This is a genomic window from Acinetobacter brisouisimilis (genome assembly GCF_000368265.1).
GTDB lineage: Bacteria > Pseudomonadota > Gammaproteobacteria > Pseudomonadales > Moraxellaceae > Acinetobacter.
In genome coordinates this window covers 56,841-81,701 of the sequence record NZ_KB851219.1, presented here as the reverse complement: position 1 = coordinate 81,701, position 24,861 = coordinate 56,841, and the positions used below count along the sequence as shown (strand labels likewise).

Here is a 24,861-nt window from a genome sequence, read left to right as displayed (position 1 = left end):
AAAATATTTTGCCTTTTATTTTCAATGTCGAGGAGTGAGCTATGGCATTATCACAGCCAGCAACTTTCAATGAAGAATGGTCAGATGAGCGTGTGTTTGCCTACTTGAATCATTTACCTCCTGAAGGAAACAGCGCGGACTTTCATGTACTTTATAATGCCTATAAACACATGCGTCCACATGATTTCGAGCGCCTACTGACTCAATTTACTGCTGATGGCCGCGATGTCAATGCAACCAACCCTCAAGGTCAGCGTATTCACGATGTGATTGCACAGTTCCCTCGCCATTCGACTGAATTTCTTAACGTTCTGGCAAAATTTGCTTAACTGTCGATATTTAGCCTGCTCTGTGCAGGCTATTTTATTGCACGAGGTAAAACCAGCACGGTGCTTGCCTCACCATTTTGTAGCAATTGCAGCCATGTTCCTTGTGGTTTTTCAATACACTCAAAGATTTTAGGTTCTGTCTGAGTAATCTTATAGCTTTGCTGCAATCGATAATATAACCGTATACCCTGCTTTCCCTGTTGAGTCGTCACTAGATGATAAGCTTCTACAGCCTGAGTATTAAGATAACCCTCTGCCAACCTTTGACAGGTCGCAAAATTTTCCTGCTTAAATTGAGTACAGCCAAACAGGCTTAGGCATATCAAGACAGCGATTAGATTTTTCATAAATCCTCCCCCATAACCAATCAAATATTGGTCAATCATAGGAAGATTCTGTTAAGGTATACAGATACACTTTTTTCTAAAAAAGCAGTACAGATATGCAATTTCGTTATCAGAATATTGCCAGTCAGCTTCGACATAAAATTCTGGCGGGTGAACTTACTCCGCATTGTAAACTACCCTCGCTACGCAACTTTGCCAAGCAACAAAATATCAGCCTGACAACTGCTCAAGCGTGTTATGAGCTACTAGAAGCGCAGGGACATGTCTATGTCAAACCCAAGTCTGGTTTTTTTGTACAAGCACCTAAAATAACTGCAAATACCAAGCAGCATGACTATATTGATTTCCCCTCAGTCAGCCGAGAAGTTTCCAGTTTTGATCTGCATAACCAGATTCAGGAAGCCTCCAGTCAAGCACAAATGATTCACCTTGGTGCAATTCAACTGGGTAGCCCACTCATTCCAATTGAAGGCCTACGGCGTTCGATTCAAAGAAGTCTTAAGCATAGCCACCCTGAAGATTTTTTATATTGTGATCGGCAAGGACACCCGCGTTTACGCAAAGCATTGCTGCAACACTGGGCAGAAGATGCCATTCATGTCGCTTACGATGATATTTTTATCACCAATGGCTGTATGGCTGCTCTTATGCTCATTATTCAATCTCTTACTGAGATTGGTGACAGCATTATTCTACCGACACCTACATTTAACGGACAATTACTGTTACTTGCTAGCTTAAATCGTAAAGTCATTGAAATTCCATCGCATGCTCAAGGTATTGATTTACAACGCCTCGAACAGGTTCTACAAACAGGGCAAGCCAAAGCATGCCTTTTAACAGCCAATTATCAGAATCCTCTAGGGTACTGCCTGACGCATCAGGAAAAAGCACAGATTGCAGCACTGGCTGCAAAATATCAGTGTTTCATCATCGAAGATGATATTTATGGTGAATGTGGATATGACTTGCAGCGTCCGTTACCTATTAAACATTGGGATCAGGCAGATTATGTTATTTGGGTAGGTTCAGTGTCGAAAAGTTTATCCAGTGCATATCGGATTGGCTGGTTATGTCTACCTAAAACCTTGCAGCATTTAAAGCCCAAGCTACTCGCACACAATATTATTGTGAATACACCACTACAACTTGGTTTGGCTGATTTTATTTTTAGTGGTGGTTATCGCCGTCATCTCAATCAGTTACGCCCCTGCTTATGGGAACAGGTACAGCAGTACCTACAGTATTTACAACAACTTTTTACTCCACAGATGTTATTGCTAAATATGCCTCAAGGCGGTTATGCATTATGGATGAAGCTGCCTCAGCATTTAAGCGCTTTTGCACTCTATCAATTTGCATTAAATCAGAGTATCAGTATTGTCCCTGGCGGTATTTTTGGGGAAGACAATAAATATCATGACTATATTCGGATTAATGCAGGTCATCCTTTGACACCCCCTATTCAGGCAGCCTTACAACAGCTTGCGACATGGATCAGGCAGCAAGCTGAGGATGGATAAGAATTATTTATTGGTGATTAAGAATGCACCAAATAGCGTAAAAATACCGCCAGAGATACCATCAATCCATTTTACCGAACGCTGGTAAACTGCTTTACAAGCTGGTAATGAAAATACAAAAGTGACAAACAAGAACCAAATGGCCGTTTCTGCACTAATCACCAAAAACAGAACAGCATGTAAATGCTCTAGCGCAGGGTTGGTCAAAAATAATGAGAAAACGCTCCCAAAATAAATCACTGCTTTCGGGTTGGACAAATTAGTTAGCATGCCTTTCATAAAGCAGCTCAACATACTTTTAGATACTTGCACGCTTGGGGAAATGGTTGTTGTCTGTTGTTTAGAAAATGCCGAACGTAACATTTGAACGCCCAACCAACATAAATATAATCCGCCACAAACCAGCAACACATGCTTCAGCCATGCCATTTTTTCAAACAGCATGTTTAAACCCATTAATGCCAGTAACGACCAAAACATAACGCCAACCGTGATACCTACAACAACAGCTACTGCTTCTTTATGAGAACGGCTGATTGCTGTTTGTGATACTAAAAAGAAATCTGGTCCAGGCGTAATCAAGGCACAGAAGTGAATAAATATCAGCATTGCAAAGGCAGCAAACATGCAGATCTCCAATTAACTGAATAAGCAAAACATGAATATTACACTGCATTGTGTCATATTTAAATGCAGTGTGTGCCAAGGGCATTGGTGCTACACTGGTTACAATATCGTGTTTTGCGACAACAAACAAAAATAGAGTTTAGAGAAATATGAGTTCACCCCATCAACTACAACCAAGCGAAGACGTCTCCACGGCTGAGCAGGAATTAATTAAAGATTTACCTGTTTTTTCTAAAACAGTTTTGGACTATCAGGGGAAGGTAACTTCGGAAGATTCCAGTTCAGCTGAGTTACCAGTAAGTTACCCATATCGGACTCGACTCTCTCGTAAAGCCTATGAAGCAGAGAAGAAATTGCTACAGATTGAACTACTCAAAGTTCAGTCTTGGGTCAAAGATACGGGGCAACGTATTGTTTGTTTGTTTGAAGGTCGAGATGCCGCAGGCAAAGGCGGCACGATCAAGCGTTTCATGGAACATTTAAATCCGCGCGGAGCACGCGTGGTTGCCCTAGAAAAACCTACTCCAACCGAAAGTGGGCAATGGTATTTCCAGCGCTATATCGAGCAATTTCCGAGTAAAGGTGAGATGGTATTTTTTGACCGCTCTTGGTATAACCGTGCAGGTGTGGAACGAGTCATGGGGTTTTGTGAACCACAAGAGTATTTGCAATTCATGCGCCAAACCCCTGAACTTGAACGTATGCTCGTTAACAGTGGCATTCATCTGTTTAAATTTTGGTTTTCTGTCAGTCGTGAAGAACAGTTACGCCGCTTTATTTCACGCCGCGATGATCCACTGAAACACTGGAAACTCTCTCCAATCGACATCCAGTCTTTAGATCGTTGGGAGGATTATACCCAAGCCAAAAACCATATGTTTTTTCATACGCATACAGGTGATGCACCTTGGACAATCATCAAATCTGATGATAAAAAACGCGCACGTTTAAATTGTATTCGTTACTTTTTATCCAAACTGGATTATCCAGATAAAAATCAGAAACTGACCCGCAAAGTGGATGAGCAAATTGTGCTTGTTCCAAATCCTCAATTTCAAGAGCACATTTTAAGTACATCTGATGAGTAATCAAAAAAACCTAACCATGACGGTTAGGTTTTTTTAAATCTAAACGAGAATATCTCGTTTACCATTTGCACCCATTGAGCTGACAATCCCATTTTCTTCCATGGTATCAATCAGTCTAGCTGCGCGATTATAGCCCAGACTAAATTTACGCTGTAAAGATGAAGTCGATGCCTTACGTGTTTCCAGTACAAATGCAACTGCCTGATCATACAAAACGTCGCGGTCAGGACTCGCATCACCTTCTTCAAAACCACGACTCGTTGATTCTTCATCATATGGCGTCAAGATTTCATCAACATAGTTGGGTGAAGCACGCTCACGCCATGCGTCACAAATACGGTTGACTTCATCATCGCTAATAAACGCGCCATGTACACGTTCAGGTTCAATTTTACCTGGACCAAGAAACAGCATATCACCGTGACCCAGCAAGTCTTCTGCACCACCTGCATCTAAAATGGTACGTGAGTCAATTTTAGAGTTCACGCGTAATGCAACACGGGTTGGAATGTTCGCCTTAATCAGACCTGTAATTACATCTACAGATGGGCGCTGTGTTGCAAGCAGTAAGTGGATACCCGCAGCACGTGATTTTTGTGCCAGACGAGTAATCATTTCTTCCGCTTTTTTACCCACTTGCATAATCATATCGGCAAATTCATCTGCCACAATGACAATCATAGGTAAAGGTTGCAAACGTGGTGCGCGCTCTTGTGTGGCTGAGTCGCTTGGCTTCCAAGTTGGATCAATCAGGTCTTCCCCACGCTCCAAAGCTTCTTCAACCTTACGGTTATAATCAGTAATTTTACGAATTTTGAGGAATGACATCAGCTTATAACGACGTTCCATTTCGTTGACACACCAATTCAAGGCACTGACCGCATCTTTCATATCGGTCACTACAGGCGTCAATAAATGCGGAATATCATTATAATTGGCCAATTCTAACTGCTTAGGGTCAATCAATATAAAGCGTAACTGTTCAGGTTTATATTTCAGCAGCATCGACAAAATCATCGAGTTGACCGCGACTGATTTACCTGAACCTGTTGTACCTGCAACCAACATATGCGGTGCTTTGGCAAGGTCAGTCAAAACAGGATTCCCTGAAATATCTTTACCCATTGCCATACTGATCAAGTTATTTGGATCACGGTAAGCAGGTGTTTCCAAAAGCTCAATTAAACGCACCATTTCTCGTGCGCTATTTGGAACCTCGATCCCAATATAGGGTTTACCTGGAATCACCTCAACCACGCGAACCGAAGCCATTGACATAGAACGTGCCAAATCTCGTGAAATATTGGTGACTTTGGAGGCTTTGACACCAGGTGCCAAATCTAGCTCGAATCGGGTGACTACTGGGCCTGGTTGTGCTTCAATCACTTTTGCTTTGACATTAAACTCTTGTAATTTAATTTCCAGAAGTTCGGACAGACGTTCCAGCTGCTCAGCCGTAAAATTAATTTTTTTATTTGGATCAACCCGATCAAGCAAATCTTCACTTGGTAATGGTGAAAGGTTTTTGCGCTTTTCTGCAACCTGCATAGCACGAGACAATGGACGACCTGCTGCATCAGTTAGAGGTGCATCAAAATCAAAGTCATCTTCAGGCTGAGGCTTGCCTGCTGTTTCATGCCATGCCTCAATAAACTCTTCCTTTGATAAATTAGGCTGTGTTTCAAGTGTGGTTTTAATTTCAGCTTTTACAAATGCCGATGACTGTGCATAGCTTTCTGCCCGACGTGGTGGTTGTACAGGTATATCTGTATCCATTGCTAAAAGCTTTTCAATATCGGCAATCTCATCATGCTTAAGTAAATGTTGTACCGTCGTATCAACTGATGCAGGCGTTTCTACCACATCATTAGTTAGACTGGTTTTAACAAGCTCATCAAATGCCAGATCATCTTTCCAATCTATTTTTTCATGCAAGTCAACTGGCACATTCGAGTGCGTAATCTGCTGCTGAACGTATTGCTGTGTATCATGAGTTTCTTCGGCAGCTTGCAGTAATGCATTTATTTCTTGCCGTTGTTCATCATTTTTATAAAGCTCTAAAGCACGCCAAACCTCACCTGTTGGCACAATACGATCTTGCTGTTTGGTCAACTGATGTGCCTTTTGCAATGTTTTTTCAAACTCAGCATCATTCAGCACAGGAATATTTGCTTTTTCTGCTCGTTGGTCTTTACTTGCCAAATCATCTAACAATCGCTCTGCAACAGGATCTGCCATCAGATGTTGAGCTGTCATGATCGGCTGGGCTTCTATTTTTTGTTCTGCTGAAGGTGCTTGTGCAACCGTGGTTTTTTTTATCGTTGGCTGTGGCGAGTTGGTGGTTAAATCATAATCTGCTTCACTTTCAGGCACATTACGATAAAACAAATCTTCCAGATATTTCGGTGTTGCTTTTAATGTCGCCCATGTTCGATTCCAGCGCACGCCAAAAGCAAAAGTAAACAACAGACTCCATAAAATTATCAGGAAAGCACTTGCACCATAAAGGGTTAACAATTCTGATAGGCTCGATCCCAGTTCGTAGCCAATAATTCCGCCCGAAGCATTATCCAGTGCATCACTTGAAACTTGCCAAAACAGATACAGTAAACTGGCTGTGGTCAGCATGAGGAAAAACTGGGCAGCATAACGAAAAGGGCGATTTAGAAAGCTATATGGCCACCATACTTGTATAGCTTCCATAAACAGGAAGACAGGCAACAATAAACTTGCCCAGCCTAAAAAACCAAAAAGCAAATCAGCAATCCACGCCCCTGCTACTCCACTGGCATTTGATACTTGTTGGGTGTCGCTTGAGATGTGCATCCAGCCTGGATCAAATGGTGTGTATGTGACTGTCGCTAAAAACAGATAAATCCCAAATGAGACCAAAAATAATGTAATGAGTAAGCGCTGTGCATAAGCACTCGACACCGCGGTCATATACTGTCCTGTATCAGAAAAATCATAGCCAGTTGAAAATCAGCAATAAACTTTTTTTCAATTCATAAATATCTGTATTATGCACTTGTTTAGCAAAAAAAGATGCAATGTAATACAGCATGTTTGTAGTCTTCTATATAGCTCAAATCGATTTAGATGATCAATATTATCGACATTGATCGAACACACAATAACAGCACTTTCACGTATAATTTTTTCAGTTTTTAATTATAAAAGGAAATCCGCAATGACAGCTCGCCATTCGCGATTAATTATTTTAGGTTCTGGTCCTGCTGGTTATAGTGCTGCGGTCTATGCAGCACGTGCAAACTTAAAACCGACCTTGATTGCAGGCTTACAGCTTGGTGGGCAACTAACAACAACGACAGAAGTTGACAACTGGCCAGGCGACCCTGAAGGTCTGACAGGTCCTGTACTAATGGAGCGTATGCAGGCACATGCTGAGCGTTTCGGTACAGAAATTGTGTATGACCATATCAATGAAGTGGACTTGAATGTACGCCCATTTGTTCTCAAAGGCGACATGGAAGAATACACCTGTGATGCTTTAATTTTGGCAACAGGTGCAACAGCGCAATACTTGGGTCTTGAATCTGAACAAAAATTTATGGGTCAAGGCGTAAGCGCTTGTGCAACCTGTGACGGTTTCTTCTATAAAAACCAGCATGTGATGGTAGTTGGTGGCGGTAACACGGCAGTTGAAGAAGCACTTTACTTATCGAATATTGCAGCACACGTGACTTTGGTTCACCGCCGTGACAGCGTACGTTCAGAAAAAATCTTGCAAGACCATCTTTTTGAAAAAGAAAAAGACGGTAAAATTTCAATTATCTGGAATCACCAAGTCGATGAAGTGTTGGGTGACAAAACAGGTGTGACAGGTGTACGCCTAAAATCAACCCAAGATGATTCAACTCAGCAAATCGACATTCAAGGGTTGTTCATTGCCATTGGTCACAAGCCAAATACCACGATGTTTGAAGGTCAGTTACAGCTTCGTAATGGTTATATTCAAGTCCAAAGTGGCACAGCAGGCAATGCAACTGCAACTTCTGTTGAAGGTGTATTTGCTGCGGGTGATGTTGCAGACAGCGTTTATCGCCAAGCGATTACCTCGGCGGGTTCAGGTTGTATGGCAGCCCTAGATGCTGAAAAATATCTTGATAACTTGGCTTAATCTTAACTGATTAATTAAAAAGCCGTAGTCATACGGCTTTTTTTATGTCAGTGTTTTTAAGCACCTTTAAGACTCATGAATACAATATGCAACAGCAACTTCCAGCTTCAAAATACATTTTCCCGAGTCCTTGTGAACAAGACCCCGATGGTCATGGCTTGATTTGTATTGGGGCTGACCTTAACCCATCAACACTATATGAAGCCTATAGCCATGGATTATTTCCCTGGTTTAATGAAGATGATCCAATTTGCTGGTGGAGCCCTGAACCCCGCTGCATTATTCGACCGCAAGACTATCATCCAAGCAAATCCTTATTGCGTAATATGAAAAAACACGATTATAAGATCACCATCAATCAGGCTTTTGAACAAGTGATTCGACGTTGCTCCTTACCTCGCCAATATGCCAATGAAACATGGATTAGTGAGGATATTATTCAAAGTTACTGCCAACTGTTTGAGTTAGGCTATGGTTACAGTATTGAAGTCTGGGCAGATCAAGAAAAACTTGTAGGTGGATTATATGGCATCCATATTGGGCATGGTTGCTTTGGGGAATCCATGTTTAGCCAAGCCACAGATGTTTCAAAAATGGCTTTTTTTGTGCTCATGCTGATCGGGCGAGAACAAAATCTGCCATGGATTGACTGCCAATTGGTCAATGATCACTTGATCAGCTTAGGCGCGAGCACACTTTCTCGCCAAGATTACCTAAAATCGTTACAAGATGTTATAAAACAACCTAATATCGATTGGAAAAGTTATCAAGACAGTGTATTTTCATCTAAAGAGGTTGCTGTAAATCAACAATTATTAAAGAAATAGCTATGTTCAGGAGGGACGCCTGATATGAATTCGTACCATCCAAAGTCACCTTTAAATGAACTACAATATTATATTACGCCGCCACATGACTGTAGTTATCTGGATCACAAATCGGCACGCATGGTATTTTTAGACCCAGCACAGCGTATTGATGTGGTAACGCTGTCTGAACTATCACGTTCAGGTTTTCGGCGTAGCGGTGATTTTGTCTATCGTCCCGAATGCCATTTATGTCGGCAATGCTTATCTTGCCGCATTCCTGTGAATGATTTCGTTATGAATAGTGCCCAAAAAAAGGCATGGAAGCACAATCAAGATTTGCACCTACGCATTGTACGTACGGAAAACGCAACATCCATTCATTACGACCTGTACGAACGCTACATTAACTTACGCCACCATGATGGTGACATGTTTCCAGCGAGTATTGATCAGTTCGATAAATTTCTGATGCATAGTTGTACTGACAGCTTTTTTTTGGAGCTTTGGCAAGACCAGCAACTGATGTGTGTTTCAACATGCGATATGCTCGATGATGGCATATCGGCAGTGTATACCTTTTTCGAACCTGAAGAGCATCGCCGATCTCTTGGGGTATTTGCAATTTTAAAACAGATTGAATATGCCAAAGCATTAGAGCTGGATTATGTTTATTTAGGCTATTGGGTTCCTCACTCGAAAAAAATGAATTACAAATCCCAGTACATTCCTTTTGAGGTTCTGATTGATGGGCAATGGCGACGTTTAAATAGACAGCTCAACGATCAGGAGATCCAGAGTTTAGGCACATCCTTAATGACCACGCTGTCTTCAGACTGGAATCGGGTGATTAAATAGAAAATAACTTTGCGAAATCATCAGTGCAACTTTTCACCATGATGATCGCATGTTCACGTCCACCACCAGCAAGCGGATAATAATTTTTGCGTCTATCAATCTGATGAAAGCCAGATTTTTCATACAGTTTGATTGCTGCAACATTACTTTCACGCACTTCAAGAAAAATTTGTATAGGGTTATTGCTTAATTGCTCAATTGAATAACTTAATAACTCAAACCCTAACCCCCGCCCTTGCATCTTCGGATCAATTGCCATCAACAACAAATTAGCCTCATCCAGCACTGGTTGTAAGATACAAAAACCGACAACCTTGCCTTGCTGCTCAATTACTGTAACTTGATAGTTTTCCAGTGCTTCATGAAACTGCTTTTCTGACCATGGATGACTTTGCACAGCCACTTCAATTTTATAAACCTGTGCAATATCAGCAGGCTGCATTAAACGCATCATTCTAGAAAAACTCATCTATTTTTTTAAATTATACGCGACTCATAAAACCTACAGGCATAAAAAAACGCTCCGAAGGAGCGTTTTTTTACTTTTCAGATATTATGCAGTTACTTTCGCAACAACACCAGCACCTACAGTACGACCACCTTCACGGATCGCGAAGCGTAAGCCAGCGTCCATTGCGATTGGGTGGATCAATTCTACTGACATTTCCACGTTGTCACCAGGCATAACCATTTCAACGCCTTCTTTCAACTGGATTGCACCAGTTACGTCAGTTGTACGGAAGTAGAACTGTGGACGGTAACCATTTAGGAATGGAGTGTGACGACCACCTTCGTCTTTAGAAAGTACGTATACTTCTGCGTCGAATTTAGTGTGTGGCTTGATTGTACCTGGTTTAGCAAGTACTTGACCACGTTGTACGTCTTCACGTTTAGTACCACGTAGAAGAACACCACAGTTCTCGCCCGCACGACCTTCGTCTAGAAGTTTACGGAACATTTCTACGCCAGTTACAGTTGTTTTAACTGTATCTTTAATACCAACGATTTCAACTTCTTCGCCTACTTTAACAATACCAGACTCAACACGGCCTGTTACTACAGTACCACGACCAGAAATTGAGAATACGTCTTCGATTGGCATCAAGAATGCTTTGTCGATTGCACGTTCTGGTTCTGGAATGTAAGAGTCAAGTGCTGCAACTAAGTCAAGAACTGATTGCTCGCCATAAGGACCAGCTTCACCGTTAAGTGCTGCAAGAGCAGAACCACGGATTACAGGAGTGTCATCACCAGGGAAGTTATAGGCAGAAAGAAGTTCACGAACTTCCATTTCTACCAACTCAAGTAATTCTTCGTCGTCTACAAGGTCGCATTTGTTCAAGAATACGATGATGTAAGGTACACCTACTTGGCGAGAAAGAAGGATGTGTTCACGAGTTTGTGGCATTGGACCATCAGTCGCAGCACATACAAGGATCGCACCATCCATCTGAGCAGCACCAGTAATCATGTTTTTAACATAATCGGCGTGTCCTGGGCAGTCAACGTGCGCGTAGTGACGAATTGGAGAATCGTATTCTACGTGTGAAGTATTAATTGTAATACCACGTGCTTTTTCTTCTGGAGCTGAGTCGATTTGTGAGTAATCTTTCGCTTCGCCGCCGTAAGTTTTCGCACAGATCGTTGCGATTGCAGCAGTAAGAGTTGTTTTACCATGGTCAACGTGACCAATTGTGCCCACGTTTACGTGTGGCTTATTACGTTCAAACTTGGCTTTAGCCATGATGATCTTCCTTTTTAAACTACTCATGCAGGGTCACTGCATGAGCACTTGGTTTTTAACTAAGAATTAGTTTGGGCTTATAGTAATCGAAAGATTACTCGTCGTCACCTTTTTTACCGCCAGATTGGAATTTAGAAATAATGCCTTCAGCCACGTTACGTGGAGTTTCAGCATATTTAGCAAATTCCATAGAGTAAGTCGCACGACCTTGAGACATAGAACGCATTTGAGTTGCGTAACCGAACATCTCAGCCAATGGAACTTCAGCACGAATTGCTTTAGTACCACCAGGTAAATCGTCCATACCTTGAACCATACCACGACGACGGTTTAAGTCACCCATGATATCGCCCATATAGTCTTCTGGAGTTTCTACTTCAACTTTCATGATAGGTTCAAGCAAGATTGGATCTGCTTTCATGAAACCATCACGGAAGGCATAAGAACCTGCCATTTTGAACGATAATTCGTCGGAGTCGACATCATGGTAAGAACCGTCAAATAATGTCGCTTTGATACCCACAACAGGGTAACCAGCCAAGACACCATTCTTCATACGTTCTTGAATACCTTTGTCGACCGCGCCAAAGAATTCTTTAGGTACCGTACCACCAACAACTTCTTCAGCGAATTGGTAATCTTTACCTGCTTCTTCAACATCCATAGGCTCTAAACGAACATATACATGACCGAATTTACCTTTACCACCTGTTTGACGAACAAATTTACCTTCTTGCTCAACAGACTTCTTAATCGTTTCACGGTAAGCAACCATTGGTTTACCAATGTTCGCTTCAACACCGAATTCACGTTTCATACGGTCAACGATGATGTCAAGGTGAAGCTCACCCATACCAGCAATAATGGTTTGACCAGATTCTTCGTCAGTACGAACGCGGAACGATGGATCTTCTTTCGCCAAACGGCCTAAAGCAATTGACATTTTTTCTTGGTCAGCTTTAGTTTTTGGTTCAACAGCCAATGAAATTACTGGCTCTGGGAATTCCATACGCTCAAGTGTAATGACATTTTTCTCATCACACAGTGTATCACCAGTTGTTACGTCTTTAAGACCTACACACGCAGCGATATCGCCCGCACGGATTTCGTCAAGATCTTGACGTTCGTTTGCGTGCATTTGCACGATACGACCGATACGTTCACGTTTAGATTTAACTGGGTTATATACTGGGTCGCCTTGTTTAAGAACACCAGAATAAACACGTACGAATGTCAAGTTACCTACGAATTTGTCGTTCATGATTTTGAACGCAAGTGCAGAGAACGGAGCTTCGTCAGACGCTTCACGAGTTGCTTTAGTTTCAGCTTTATCGTCAAGGATACCTTCGATTGCTTTAACTTCTGTTGGAGATGGCAAGAATTCAATTACAGCATCCAACATACGTTGAACACCTTTGTTTTTGAATGCAGAACCACAAAGCATAACTTGGATTTCAGAAGCCAATGTACGTGCACGTAAACCTGCGATGATGTCTTCTTTAGAAAGATCACCTTCTTCTAGGTATTTGTCCATCAACTCTTCAGAAGCTTCAGCCGCTGCTTCAACCATGTTGACACGCCATTCTTCAGCAATCTCAACTAGATCAGCAGGAATCTCGCCGTATTCAAACTTCATACCTTGAGATGCTTCATCCCAAATGATCGCTTTCATTTCGATCAGGTCAACAACACCTGCGAAAGTATCTTCTGCACCGATTGGCACAACGATAGGCACAGGGTTCGCGCCAAGGCGAGTTTTCATTTGCTCAACAACACGGAAGAAGTTTGCACCAGTACGGTCCATCTTGTTCACGAATGCCAAACGAGGTACTTGGTATTTGTTTGCTTGACGCCATACAGTTTCAGACTGAGGCTGTACACCACCTACCGCACAGTAAACCATGCACGCACCGTCAAGAACACGCATAGAACGTTCAACTTCGATTGTGAAGTCTACGTGTCCCGGGGTGTCAATTACGTTGATACGGTGTTGTTGGAATTGGTTAGCCATACCAGACCAGAAACAAGTTGTTGCAGCAGAAGTAATGGTAATACCACGTTCTTGCTCTTGTTCCATCCAGTCCATTGTAGCTGCACCATCATGTACCTCACCAATTTTGTGAGAAACACCTGTGTAGTACAAAATACGTTCTGTAGTAGTTGTTTTACCTGCGTCAATGTGCGCAGAAATACCGATGTTACGGTAACGAGAAATCGGAGTTTGACGAGCCATGATGTCTGACATTCCTAAATGTGATCTTTAAAACAGGACGCACCAATAAAAATTGATGCGTACGAATACTCAAACTGTTGGGCAACTTAAATACCCGCGAAAGCTCCACTTTGGTAGAGAGCCACGTTAAATCGAGCTGCGGTACGCATGAGTATTCTCCTGATAAGGGACTGTCTTAACCGCTTAGAAACGGTAATGAGAGAAGGCTTTGTTAGCTTCAGCCATACGGTGCACGTCTTCACGTTTTTTGATCGCAGCACCTTTGCCTTCAGCTGCATCAAGCAACTCGCCAGCAAGACGTAAAGCCATAGTTTTTTCAGAACGCTTAGCAGCAGCATCTACTAACCAACGCATAGCCAAGGCAGTACGACGGGATGGGCGCACTTCCATAGGTACTTGATAAGTAGCACCACCCACACGGCGTGCTTTTACTTCGACCATAGGACGAACTTTTTCAAGCGTAGCTTCAAAGAATTCAACTGGGTCTACTTTATTTTTTTCTTGAACACGTTCTAAAGCACCGTAAACGATACCTTCTGCAACTGATTTTTTACCATCTTGCATAACGTGGTTCATGAATTTAGCGATTGTTTGGCTACTGAATTTCGGATCCGGAAGGATTTCACGAGCAGCGACTACGCGACGTCTTGGCATTTTAATACACCTAATAATATGACACTTCAGGGTGATCCAGCAGTGTGTGCAAGTGTCATGCACGCTTCGCTGGCCTTACTATACGTCGCTTGAATTACAAATCTATGAAGAATTCAAACAAGCGAAACGCTAAAGGATTTTTTTGGTCTTAACGACTAAGATTATTTCTTAGGACGTTTAGCACCGTATTTAGAACGTGACTGGTTACGATCTTTCACGCCAGCACAGTCTAAAGAACCACGAACGGTATGGTAACGTACACCTGGTAAGTCTTTAACACGACCACCACGGATAAGAACAACACTGTGCTCTTGTAGGTTATGGCCTTCACCACCGATGTAGCTAGAAACTTCAAAACCAGAAGTTAAGCGAACACGGCAAACTTTACGCATTGCTGAGTTAGGTTTTTTAGGTGTAGTTGTGTAAACACGTGTACAAACACCACGGCGTTGTGGACAAGCCTTCAACGCAGGAACTTTGGATTTTTCAACCAAAGTAGTACGACCCTTGCGGATCAACTGATTTGTTGTTGCCATCTGGCAAGTCTCCCGTAAATAAAAAACCTCAAAAAGAAAGTACCGCTTTTTGAGGGCAAACAATTGTAAGCAAAAACGCCATATTGGTCAATATTCATCGCATACTACAACAGTATGCCGTGCATTTATGACCTGACTATGAAGGATCATCTGGATTTGCGGCTATTTTAGAGCGGGATAGCTTGCTTTTAGGCTTAGATTCGGACACTGCTACAACCGTTTTTTCAGGTTGTTTTTCTGTTACTGTTTGAGACTGAGTACGACGTGGGCGACGTTGAGGTTTAGGTTTGGCAAGCTCAGTCCCTTCAGAATTAACACTTTTAAATTCAAGCTGATGTGCAGATTCTTTGGCCTGATTGAATTGCTCAACCGCAGCATGATAAGCTGCTAGTGTTGATATTTTTTGCTCAGGATGTCGCAGTAAATAATCTCGGGAAACTGAAAAAATGTGCTGTGCCTTTTGACCGATATCTTCAATAAATTGCCAGCTATACATTGCACTGACACTTGCCGCAATCAAGGGTGTAATGTGATGTAAGGCGCTGACTTTAGGTAAAGTATTCATCCATTGCCATTTAAATTCATGATTTTCATCTAATAATAATTCTTTAAGCCATTCATCATCATTATTTGAACCGAGCAAATGTTGTACAGCAGTTAAATCATTTTCTGCCAATAAACCATCTAATGTTCGCAGCCCAAGCAATACACTTTGCTTTTCTAGCATCTGCTGCAAATTGATTTGCTGAAAAATATATTGCACAACATCATGATCTTGCTCAGTTAATTCAAAACCATGTGCCCGCCCTGTCTGATAAATCGTGCGTAGCGCCAGTACCAGCGATGCAGGAATATCTACTCCAAGCCCAAGCAGCCCCGTTGCACCTGAAATTGCACCTTGCACTCCTGCAATCCATTTATTTTGTTCAGTCAATGCCTGACTAATCCGACCTGAACGTGAAATATCTTGCGACAACTCATGTAGAGATTCTGCCCCCGTTTGCTGCAAAATACTTTGTGTAGCGCTCAGTTTGTCTGAAAATATATGTAATTTCTGGAAACAATATTCTGAAATCTCATCCATACTCATCGGCGAAAGAAATTCAGCGACCTGACTGACTCGATCATAATGCTTGCCAAAAAGTTGTTTGGAAATATTGGGGAAATAAACACGGATTAACTGTTGTGGGTCTTGAACACCAAAACCCAATAGTGCAGGTTTTGGCGTGGCTTCATTGACAACTTTTGAGGGATTTTGTGAGCGCTGTAGTTGTTGACTATTCATCTGATTTAAAACTTTTAAACCCGATGTGCTGAGCTTTTTAGCCACTCCAAAAACCTGATTAAATTTGCTTTGTGGATGCTGATTAACCTCTTTTGGCATTCACATCTCCTCGTTGTTTTTCTTTAAATATTTAATAAATACTAGAAGCAGGAGCACTTTATCTCAACTCGTTTGTGTATCTTTTAGTTAAGTAAACTCTGTTCTGCATATAATCTGTTCTATTTCTAAATACTCATAGGATTTGCCATAAGATTTAAAAAAGCTTTCTGTTATGATGAGAAGCATTATAAACATGAGTGGTGCAGGCATTAACGCTTACATTTCAGGCTTTTGTCCATAAATGTGGTCTGCGCTAGCTCTCAATATCATCACCATATTAAGGGATCTTATAGATGAGACGTGTTGTAATCACTGGTATGGGCATCAACTCATGCATTGGTAATACTCTAGAACAAGTCACTGAATCATTAAAAAACGGCGTTTCAGGTACTCGTTTCAATCAAACTTACGCTGATCTTAACTTTAAAAGCCACGTCAGTGCTGCTGCTGAACAAAATTTCGACAACATCGACCGTAAATTAAAACGCTTTATGGGTGTATGTGCGATGTATGCATACAACTCTGCGGTTGATGCAGTGAAACACGCAGGCTTAACAGCTGAAGATCTTGCAGGCAATCCACGTTACGGTATCGTTGGTGGTAGTGGTGGTGGTTCAACAGCTTCTGTTGTTGAAATGACTGAACTGCTTCACACTAAAGGCGCACGTAAAGTTGGTCCTTTCTTCGTTCCACGTAACATGACCAACACGATTACCGCAAACGTCGGTGTTGCATTCAAATTACAAGGTGTGTCTCACTCAATTGCCAGCGCATGCGCAACTTCAGCAGATGCCATCGGTTATGCATATAATCTGATCCAGCTTGGCAAACAAGATCTAATTCTTGCAGGTGGTGGTGAAGAAGATCACTGGTCTCAAAGCTTACTGTTTGATGCAATGGGTGCACTTTGTTCTAAATACAATGACACTCCAGAAACAGCATCTCGTCCATACTCAGCAGACCGTGACGGTTTCGTCATTGCTGGTGGTGGCGGTTTCTTGGTACTTGAGTCACTTGAACATGCTCAAGCACGTGGTGCCAACATTATTGCTGAAATCGTGGCTTATGCAGCGAACAGTGATGGTGCTGACATGGTTGCTCCATCAGGTGAAGGTGCAACACGTTGTATCCTCATGGCACTTGATGAAGCTAAACAACACGGCGTAGAAAAACTTGACTACATCAACACTCACGGTACTTCGACTCCAGCAGGCGACATCACTGAATTGAAAGCGATGGAACGTGCTTTTGGTGAAGGCAATGTCCCAGCATTTAGCTCAACCAAATCAATGACTGGTCACAGCTTGGGTGCCGCGGGTGTACACGAATCAATCTACTCTGTTTTGATGATGCAAAATGACTTTATTGCACCAAACATCAACGTGACTGAACTTGATGAAGGCGCAAAAGGTTTTGATCTTGTACTTGAAAAACGTGATGCAAAACTGAATACTGTCATGAGTAACAGTTTTGGATTTGGCGGTGTAAATGCCTGCCTGATCTTCAAGAAATGGGCTAATGCCTAACGAGATCGTAAATGAATGCACCTTCTGATGCTTTTCTATGGGTAAAAGCATTACACATTATTGCCGTGGTTTGTTGGTTCGCTGCTTTGTTCTACCTACCACGTCTTTATGTTTACCATGCCATGAGTGATGATGCGATTAGTCATCAGCGCTTTCAGGTCATGGAACGTAAACTCTACCGCGGCATTATGTGGCCTGCGATGATAGCAACGCTAATCACTGCTCACTTTTTAGTGGCTTGGGGCGATGCAACGCAACATTATCATCTGGCACACTGGTTTTATCTCAAAGTTGCATTGGTTGGATTGCTGGTCATTTACCATTTTGTGTGTGGTTATTACCGCAAAAAATTGATTGAAAATGCCCACTATAAATCACACAAGTTTTGGCGTTTCTTTAATGAAATGCCAACGGTCATCTTACTGGCCGTGGTGATTTTAGTGGTCGTAAAGCCTCAGTTTTAACTGGGGCTTTTTTCTGCTTTAATTTAAAATGATAATAATCCATCACTGGTCACTTCATTTAAAACAAAAAATGTTCTTACCTGCCGCACTCCAGGCAAAGCAATAATTTTTTCACTGTGAAAGCGGTTAAATGCTGCTAGATCCTTGACCCGAATTTTCAGAAAATAGTCCACTTCCCCTGCCACCAAATAACATTCCAAGACGTTATTTAACTGCTTGGCTGCACACTCAAACTCAGAAAAACTCTCAGGAGTTGAACGATCCAGCACAACACCCACCAACACCACCGTTTCACGCTGTACCATGTTGGGATTAACCCGCGCGCGTACATCTAAAATTGCCCCGATCTTGAATAGCCGCTGAGTATGATTCCAGCAGGAAGATGGGCTGATACCAATCAGCTTTGCCAACTCTGCATTACTTAAACGTCCATCTTGTTGTAAAGCGCGCATAATTTTCAAATCAATTGCGCTTAATTCATCATGATTTTCTAACATAAATATTCTTTACTTAAATTTATTCTTTTGAGAAGAATTTATTCTAAATAATTTAAAATAGAAAATCTTATGTATTTTTAGAGTAAAAATTAAAAAGCACCTTCTTTTTAAAAATTGCTAAATTGATGCTACGTCTTTAAGACACATTTACGTCTAAAATCGTCGCTAGATTTCATTATGCAAAAATTGATTCAAGATTTTTCTGTTCCTGCCGTATTTGCGGGATTTATTACGTTTCTTATCGGGATTAGTGTTTCTGCAGTTCTGGTGATTCAAGGTGCTCAAACGCTAGGAGCAACCCCAGAACAAATTTCTTCGTGGCTATGGGCATTGGGTCTATCCATCGGGGTTTCAGGCTTAGTCTTATCATGGAAATACCGTTACCCTGTTGCGACCGCATGGTCAACGCCAGGGATTGCCTTAATTATTGCTACAGGTAGCCATTACAGCCTAGCTGCAGCGATTGGAGCATTTGTTGTCTGTGGTGTACTAACTGCATTTGTGGGTTTCTCAGGAGTTTTTCAGCGTTTGCTGTCTAAAATTCCGATGAGCCTGAGCTGTGCCATGTTAGCAGGGATTCTCTTAAAATTTGGGATTCAACTGTTTGCAAGCCTAGAACAAAGCTGGGCATTTATTCTGACTTTACTGGCAATTTATTTAGTTGCCAAACGTCTTTGGCCACGTTACTGCATCGTGTTGACTGTGGTCGCCGCGATGATGCTCTGCCCAGTGTTTATGCCATTTCAATTTCCTCACTTGTCTTGGTCATTGGCTAAACCTGTTTGGATCAGTCCTGAATTTTCAGCTTCAACCATTTTGGGTTTGGCACTTCCGCTGTTTATCATCAATATGTCTTCCCAGTTTTTACCTGGAATTGGCATGATCAAGAGTTATGGTTATCAACCACATACCAACTCACTCGTCGGCTGGATTGGCGTATCGCAAACTTTACTTGCACCCTTTGGAGCTTTCTCAGTCTGTCTGGCAGCGATTAGTGCTGCAGTGAGTCTGGATGATCAAGTCCATCCAGACCCGAAACGGCGCTATATTGCAGGAATGAGCTGTGGGCTGTTCTATATATTGATGGGGCTATTTGCGACCACACTGACTGGCTTACTCATGGCATTTCCGAAGATTTTTATTGTCACACTGGCAGGAATTGCCTTATTGGGTACGATTAGCCATAACATTGTGATAGCTTTTAAAGAGCCGCAAGACCGTGAACCTGCGCTCTTAACCTTTCTGATGAGTACCTCAGGGGTGCAGTTCTTCGGAATTGGCTCGGCTTTTTGGGGACTGTTACTGGGTATTGTAGTTGCGATTATTTTAAATCATCGTAAAGCACATTAACTGACAAAAAATAAAAAGCCAGTGTAAACACTGGCTTTTTTCTGCTGTACTCATTTGAATTGATTAGCTGTTAACAGGTTGATATAGCGAAAAACCTAAATTAAATGCTTGTTCTTGTTGTTTCTGATCAATCGTAAAAATTGCAATTCGCCCATCGGGTGCACCACAGACTTGCGGATAGAGTCGACCATCTGAAGCCACAGTTTGAGCATAGACCTGAATTTTTTGCTCTTCCAGTTGTGTTTTCAACTGATCAACACTCATACCTGTATCACCACACTGATGCCCAAATAAAGATTTGGCAATCTGGACTTTACCTGATACTTGTTGTTGCTCAACTTGCAAAGTACTACAACCCACCAAGCTCAGCATAGCAAGACCAACCGCCAATAAACCTGAAAAACGCATACAAACCCAAATATTTTTATTGATTTAAGTAAGCATAACCAGATTTTTTCAATGACTTGATCTGTTTTAGCAAAAACCCAACAAATTCGATGAATTAATTAAAGTAATTCAAAAGCTCTGCAAACTGCTGAATTTTCAGTTTGGGTGCTGCCTGAGTCAATTCCTGCATCGTACCGTAACCATATTCGACCGCAATGGTATCAATCCCATTTCGGCGTGCGCCCAAAATATCGTATTCTCGGTCACCCACCATCATGCAGCTTTCAGGCGGCAACTGTTCCTGCTGCAAAATGTATTGAATCAGATCCCCTTTATTGGTTCGTTCGCCAGTCAACTCACTACCATAGGGCTTGGTAAAATAATCAATCAATTCAAAATGCTGTAAAATACGCACAGCAAATACTTCTGGTTTAGCCGTTGCCAAATACAGATTATAACCACGTTCGACCAGTTCTGCCAAAGTGTCATGAACCTGTGGATATAGCTCATTTTCATACAGACCAATACTGGAAAAACGCTCACGATAGTAATCCAGTGCATGCTCGGCAAGATCATCCTGAGTGGTATCGAGCAGCTTAAAAAATGAAGCTTTCAATGGCGGCCCAATAGTCCAGTCCAGATCGATCTCTGGTGCCAGAGGTTGCCCCATTTTTTCCATCGCATAACGAATGCAGGTATGAATGCCAATTTTAGGGTCGGTCAATGTCCCATCAAGATCTAATAAAATATTTTCAACTGTCACAACGAAACCTAATCAATTCGTCTAATCAAAGACTCGGAAGTTAAATAAAACTTGCCTATACTAGCGTAAATTTAGATAAGAAGGATATCGTACTGTGCGCCCTACAGTTTTATGTTTTTCGGGTCTTGACCCTTCTGGTGGAGCTGGTTTACAGGCAGATATTGAAGCAATTGGTCAAAGTGGTGCACATGCAGCAATTGCATGTACTGCGTTGACAATTCAAAACTCTCAGCAAGTGTTTGGTTTTGAAGCAACATCAAAAGAACTTTTACTCGCACAAGCCAATGCTGTCGTGGGAGATTTGCCTATTCGCTGTGTAAAATCTGGCATGTTAGGCACAACCGATAACATTGCAGCGTTAGCTGAATTTTTACAACAACATCCAGATTATCTGTATGTGCTTGACCCAGTTTTGGTTGCAAACAGTGGCGGTTCACTGGGTGATCAGGCAACACTGGTCAAAGCATTCGTAAAGCTGATTCCACTGGCAACCATCATTACCCCCAACACTGTGGAACTACGCGCTTTAACAGGTCTGGAAGATATTGAACAAGCTACGACCCAATTGTTCAACATGGGTGCGAAAGCGGTTTTGGTCAAAGGTGGGCATGAAGATACGCCTGAGCATATCCGTAATGCTTTATATATTGAGGGTGAACTGGTTTCGGAAACCACTTGTGCGCGCCTTGAAGGTGAATATCATGGTTCGGGCTGTTCACTTGCCAGTTTTATTGCAGGACGTTTGGCTCAAGGCGATAATATTCAGCAAGCAGTGAATCATGCTGAAACATGGCTATTTCATGTGTTACAGCAAGCTGAAAGCCCAACGCCAAATGGACAAAAAATTCCAAAACGCTTCTAAGAAGATTCGCCTGACCTTGCATCGGTCAGGTTATTTCGCGTGATATTTTTTCAGGTTACGCACATGTTCAGCATCGGTTTTTCGGGATTTCACCAATGCCTGTTTCTCTAATGTCTGACAAATGCGCTTCATTTTGACGGAACTCATCACTTCTTCATGAAAGCTTTTGACATAGTTAATCCATGCCTGACCTTGTAAAACATTGTTTGGCATGACAGTTTTAAAGGTGCTTTCTCCCACAAAAACCACTACTGAATGCAAATCTTCAGGCTCAATTACATCACTCAATAGATGTTGCAATGTTTTGATATGACGATAGTTTTGATGTAATGGATTTTGAAATTGATAGCTTTTTTGATACAGTTTTTGTGTCCACATCTTCTGATGTTCATTGCCAAAAATCCAGCCCTGATAGTTTTTAGTTTCAATCACAAATACCCCAAAACGACTCACGACAATATGGTCAATCTGGGTGGTCAGCTGTTCATTAATTTTAAAAGTATAATTATTTAAAATGGTATAATTTTTCTCATCAAGATGTTTTTCTGCATGAGCAATAACGCGTTTTTCTCCCCTTTTTCCCTTAGTTTTGGCAGATGGATTGAATACAAAGACAGCCAGTAGTATGGCAATAATCAAAAATAAAATCAGAAGCAACATTACAACGGCAAACAAAAAAACGCATTGTATTACAGATATTTATATTTAAGAAATTTTATCTCATAAAATTTTATGGCGATGCAATTTTCATTAGGACCAGTCCCGCAACAATCATCACAGCCGCTAGCATCTTCATCGCATTGACAGGTTCTTGTAAAATAACAATCCCCACAATAAAAGAACCCACTGCCCCAATGCCTGTCCAGACCGTATAAGCTGTACCCAAAGGTAAGCTTTTCATTGCCCATGACAGCAAGGCAAAACTGAGCAACATGAATACAATTGTGATTGTACTCGGAACCAAGAGCGTAAAACCGTCCGATTTCTTCATGGCGAATGCCCAAACCACCTCAAATAAACCTGCTAAAACCAATACTAGCCACGCCATGTTGTATCCCAAAGCACGGTCAGGTCGTCCTGACATTTTTCCCAGTCTGGGGGAGGTCGTTCCTCCCAAAAACGGGATGCGAGAAGCATCCCGAAAAGATTTAAAATTTCAACAATACCCCGAGTGCATAAACAACACCATACTCATTTGGGGTGAGCTGCTGCCATGCTGTTGCTTTTTGTCCGAGATCAGATTCATACACCACTTCAAAAAATGGCATAACGGTTTTATTAATTTCATAGCGAGTTTGTACACCCACTTCTGCATGACTCAAACCTGTTTTTTGTGCTGCTTTCGAGTCATCTCTCAACAGCACGGTCGCTTTCACAAACGGCTCACTAATCAGCTTTTGCGTCCAGAACAGGTCGCGCCTGGCTTCCAGTGACATTGAGACATGCTGATGCTCTCCGACATATAAATAAGCCTGGGTTTCAAAAAAATACGGCGCCAAACCATGAATACCAACCACAGCATCCACAGCATGTTTATCTGCAACCAAATTATTGTTTTGACGATAGCGCAGCCCCGCCTGAGCATCCCAAAAGGTGCTGATGCTGCGGCTATACAAGGCCATCACGTTGGCATCGAGTTGTTCAGATTCAGCTTGCTTGCCATCAGCTTTAATAAAGAGTTTGTTGTCATCTGAACCGATCCAGCTTTCCAGTTCAGATTGCCAGCTACCTGCACCATGTCGGTCAACGACCCATTTGTTTTCCAAAGAATTTGCGGCGTAGATTTGACTGCCATGTTCATGCTGCATTTGCATGCTTGAATGGTCAGACGTCGCTATCATATCCATGTCTGTAGCCGCCCAAAGCGGTTGCCCCGCAAAACCTGCCATTAATAGCACCGAAGGTAAAAACTTAGTGATGTGCATGCGTATTTCCTCCTTGAGCGGGTGTTGGCATAAGCATTTGTCTGTCTTGTGGTTTCACTTTTGCCACAACCAATTTGTTCATCATGCCTGCACTCATGTGGTACAGCAAATGGCAATGAATTGCCCACTCGCCCAATTCATCGGCGGTCAGAAGCACGCTGATTTTTTGTCCAGGTGGCACAATGATTGTATGTTTGTTCGGTAAATTGGCAAGTGACTGACCATTTTCAAGCTGGACGAACATGCCATGCAAATGCATTGGGTGTGCCATCATGCTGTCATTGACAAATGTAAGTCTGACGCGTTCGCCATATTGCACCTGTATCGGGGTTGCCTGATTAAATTTCTTGCCATTCATGGTCCAGATATAACGCTCCATATTGCCTCCCAAGTGCAGCACGATTTCTTGCTGGGCAGGTCGGGTATCGGTTTGCGGGAACAGTGGACGCAGATCGGCATAACTTAAGGCTTTTAAACCCGCAGAAGTTGAAGCATTTGCCCAACCTTCTACCACAGTTTTTTCGGATGGAACTGGCATTTGCTGAGCGATCTGACCTTGAACCATATGATCGTCAGACTTCGACATTTGTTGGTGTTGCTCAGTAGTCATGCCCTGTATTTTGGACATATCCATGTCTTGCATATCTGACATTTTGTGCTCTGAAGACATTGAAGCATGATTCATCTGCTGCATCATTTTCTGATGCTGTTCAGGCGTCATGCCCTGCATTTTCGACATATCCATGTCTTGCATGTCTGACATTTTGTTTTCTGATGGCATTGAAGAATGATTCATTTGCTGCATCATTTTCTGATA

At 42.1% G+C, this 24,861-nt stretch carries 26 protein-coding genes; 10 read left to right on the top strand and 16 right to left on the bottom strand.

What is annotated here, in order from left to right; genetic code table 11:
- The first annotated feature begins 41 nt into the window (after window positions 1-41).
- Entirely contained in the window at window positions 42-329 is a 288-nt protein-coding gene (locus F975_RS04065; RefSeq protein WP_004750632.1) for a PA4642 family protein, read from the top strand.
- A 29-nt stretch (window positions 330-358) separates the two neighbouring features.
- Here F975_RS04065 and F975_RS04060 read toward each other — a convergent pair whose 3' ends face one another.
- Complete coding sequence (locus F975_RS04060) at window positions 359-676, bottom strand: hypothetical protein (protein ID WP_004750631.1); 318 nt, start codon at window positions 674-676, stop codon at window positions 359-361.
- A 95-nt stretch (window positions 677-771) separates the two neighbouring features.
- On the opposite strand from F975_RS04060, the gene F975_RS04055 reads away from it, so the two are divergent.
- Window positions 772-2,199, top strand: a complete 1,428-nt coding sequence (locus F975_RS04055; protein WP_004750628.1) for an aminotransferase-like domain-containing protein — start codon at window positions 772-774, stop codon at window positions 2,197-2,199.
- Window positions 2,200-2,202: 3 nt separating this feature from the next.
- Here F975_RS04055 and F975_RS04050 read toward each other — a convergent pair whose 3' ends face one another.
- Window positions 2,203-2,826, bottom strand: a complete 624-nt coding sequence (locus F975_RS04050; protein WP_004750626.1) for a LysE family transporter — start codon at window positions 2,824-2,826, stop codon at window positions 2,203-2,205.
- Window positions 2,827-2,975: 149 nt separating this feature from the next.
- Between F975_RS04050 and ppk2 the strand changes: the two genes are divergently transcribed.
- On the top strand, window positions 2,976-3,914 hold the full coding sequence (ppk2, locus tag F975_RS04045; RefSeq protein ID WP_004750623.1) for a polyphosphate kinase 2: 939 nt from the start codon (window positions 2,976-2,978) through the stop codon (window positions 3,912-3,914).
- Window positions 3,915-3,953: 39 nt separating this feature from the next.
- On the opposite strand, the gene F975_RS04040 is transcribed toward ppk2, so the two are convergent.
- Entirely contained in the window at window positions 3,954-6,857 is a 2,904-nt protein-coding gene (locus F975_RS04040; protein WP_004750621.1) for a DNA translocase FtsK, read from the bottom strand.
- A 247-nt stretch (window positions 6,858-7,104) separates the two neighbouring features.
- Between F975_RS04040 and trxB the strand changes: the two genes are divergently transcribed.
- The 3 genes from trxB to F975_RS04025 all read left to right on the top strand — a co-directional run bounded on the left by trxB (window position 7,105) and on the right by F975_RS04025 (window position 9,719).
- Window positions 7,105-8,055 carry a thioredoxin-disulfide reductase gene (gene trxB / locus F975_RS04035; RefSeq protein WP_004750618.1) on the top strand — a complete coding sequence of 317 codons (951 nt, stop codon included), beginning with the start codon at window positions 7,105-7,107 and terminating at the stop codon, window positions 8,053-8,055.
- Between the two features lie 86 nt (window positions 8,056-8,141).
- Entirely contained in the window at window positions 8,142-8,882 is a 741-nt protein-coding gene (gene aat, locus F975_RS04030) for a leucyl/phenylalanyl-tRNA--protein transferase (RefSeq protein ID WP_034425722.1), read from the top strand.
- Window positions 8,883-8,906: 24 nt separating this feature from the next.
- Window positions 8,907-9,719, top strand: coding sequence for an arginyltransferase (locus F975_RS04025; RefSeq protein ID WP_004750615.1), 813 nt, complete (start codon window positions 8,907-8,909; stop codon window positions 9,717-9,719).
- On the opposite strand, the gene rimI is transcribed toward F975_RS04025, so the two are convergent.
- The 6 genes from rimI to F975_RS03995 all read right to left on the bottom strand — a co-directional run bounded on the left by rimI (window position 9,712) and on the right by F975_RS03995 (window position 16,270).
- The gene (gene rimI, locus F975_RS04020; RefSeq protein ID WP_004750614.1) at window positions 9,712-10,173 is read right to left on the bottom strand and encodes a ribosomal protein S18-alanine N-acetyltransferase; all 462 of its coding nucleotides are present in this window, start codon (window positions 10,171-10,173) and stop codon (window positions 9,712-9,714) included. The two genes, F975_RS04025 and rimI, sit on opposite strands and share 8 nt — an antisense overlap.
- 99 nt (window positions 10,174-10,272) lie before the next feature.
- Entirely contained in the window at window positions 10,273-11,463 is a 1,191-nt protein-coding gene (gene tuf / locus F975_RS04015) for an elongation factor Tu (RefSeq protein WP_004749888.1), read from the bottom strand.
- A gap of 94 nt (window positions 11,464-11,557) precedes the next feature.
- Window positions 11,558-13,696: an elongation factor G gene (fusA, locus tag F975_RS04010; protein ID WP_004750612.1), complete on the bottom strand. Its 2,139-nt coding sequence runs from the start codon at window positions 13,694-13,696 to the stop codon at window positions 11,558-11,560.
- 183 nt (window positions 13,697-13,879) lie between these two features.
- Window positions 13,880-14,350 carry a 30S ribosomal protein S7 gene (gene rpsG, locus F975_RS04005; RefSeq protein WP_004750610.1) on the bottom strand — a complete coding sequence of 157 codons (471 nt, stop codon included), beginning with the start codon at window positions 14,348-14,350 and terminating at the stop codon, window positions 13,880-13,882.
- Between the two features lie 161 nt (window positions 14,351-14,511).
- Complete coding sequence (gene rpsL / locus F975_RS04000; RefSeq protein ID WP_000246374.1) at window positions 14,512-14,886, bottom strand: 30S ribosomal protein S12; 375 nt, start codon at window positions 14,884-14,886, stop codon at window positions 14,512-14,514.
- Window positions 14,887-15,022: 136 nt separating this feature from the next.
- Window positions 15,023-16,270: an EcsC family protein gene (locus tag F975_RS03995; protein WP_004750607.1), complete on the bottom strand. Its 1,248-nt coding sequence runs from the start codon at window positions 16,268-16,270 to the stop codon at window positions 15,023-15,025.
- A 293-nt stretch (window positions 16,271-16,563) separates the two neighbouring features.
- Here F975_RS03995 and F975_RS03990 point away from each other — a divergent pair, with 293 nt between their 5' ends.
- Together F975_RS03990 and hemJ are read left to right on the top strand one after the other, a co-directional pair.
- A complete protein-coding gene (locus F975_RS03990) occupies window positions 16,564-17,796 on the top strand; it encodes a beta-ketoacyl synthase N-terminal-like domain-containing protein (protein ID WP_004750605.1) in 1,233 nt (410 codons plus the stop codon).
- A gap of 11 nt (window positions 17,797-17,807) precedes the next feature.
- Entirely contained in the window at window positions 17,808-18,260 is a 453-nt protein-coding gene (hemJ, locus tag F975_RS03985; protein ID WP_004750604.1) for a protoporphyrinogen oxidase HemJ, read from the top strand.
- Window positions 18,261-18,283: 23 nt separating this feature from the next.
- Here the strand turns inward: hemJ and F975_RS03980 are convergent, their stop codons facing one another.
- Window positions 18,284-18,757, bottom strand: a complete 474-nt coding sequence (locus F975_RS03980) for an Lrp/AsnC family transcriptional regulator (protein WP_004750602.1) — start codon at window positions 18,755-18,757, stop codon at window positions 18,284-18,286.
- 177 nt (window positions 18,758-18,934) lie between these two features.
- On the opposite strand from F975_RS03980, the gene F975_RS03975 reads away from it, so the two are divergent.
- Window positions 18,935-20,107, top strand: a complete 1,173-nt coding sequence (locus F975_RS03975; protein WP_004750600.1) for a benzoate/H(+) symporter BenE family transporter — start codon at window positions 18,935-18,937, stop codon at window positions 20,105-20,107.
- 63 nt (window positions 20,108-20,170) lie between these two features.
- On the opposite strand, the gene F975_RS03970 is transcribed toward F975_RS03975, so the two are convergent.
- Window positions 20,171-20,515: a hypothetical protein gene (locus F975_RS03970; protein WP_004750598.1), complete on the bottom strand. Its 345-nt coding sequence runs from the start codon at window positions 20,513-20,515 to the stop codon at window positions 20,171-20,173.
- Window positions 20,516-20,609: 94 nt separating this feature from the next.
- Entirely contained in the window at window positions 20,610-21,257 is a 648-nt protein-coding gene (locus tag F975_RS03965; protein WP_004750596.1) for an HAD-IA family hydrolase, read from the bottom strand.
- Window positions 21,258-21,351: 94 nt separating this feature from the next.
- On the opposite strand from F975_RS03965, the gene F975_RS03960 reads away from it, so the two are divergent.
- Window positions 21,352-22,119 carry a hydroxymethylpyrimidine/phosphomethylpyrimidine kinase gene (locus tag F975_RS03960; RefSeq protein WP_004750594.1) on the top strand — a complete coding sequence of 256 codons (768 nt, stop codon included), beginning with the start codon at window positions 21,352-21,354 and terminating at the stop codon, window positions 22,117-22,119.
- Between the two features lie 30 nt (window positions 22,120-22,149).
- On the opposite strand, the gene F975_RS03955 is transcribed toward F975_RS03960, so the two are convergent.
- From F975_RS03955 to F975_RS03940, 4 genes are all read right to left on the bottom strand, one after another.
- Window positions 22,150-22,779 carry a nuclease-related domain-containing protein gene (locus tag F975_RS03955; RefSeq protein ID WP_004750591.1) on the bottom strand — a complete coding sequence of 210 codons (630 nt, stop codon included), beginning with the start codon at window positions 22,777-22,779 and terminating at the stop codon, window positions 22,150-22,152.
- A gap of 70 nt (window positions 22,780-22,849) precedes the next feature.
- Complete coding sequence (locus F975_RS03950) at window positions 22,850-23,167, bottom strand: DMT family transporter (protein WP_004750589.1); 318 nt, start codon at window positions 23,165-23,167, stop codon at window positions 22,850-22,852.
- 100 nt (window positions 23,168-23,267) lie between these two features.
- A complete protein-coding gene (locus F975_RS03945) occupies window positions 23,268-24,044 on the bottom strand; it encodes a copper resistance protein B (protein WP_004750586.1) in 777 nt (258 codons plus the stop codon).
- A partial coding sequence (locus tag F975_RS03940; RefSeq protein ID WP_004750584.1) for a multicopper oxidase domain-containing protein occupies window positions 24,031-24,861 on the bottom strand: 831 nt, incomplete at its 5' end. The genes F975_RS03940 and F975_RS03945, both read right to left, overlap by 14 nt.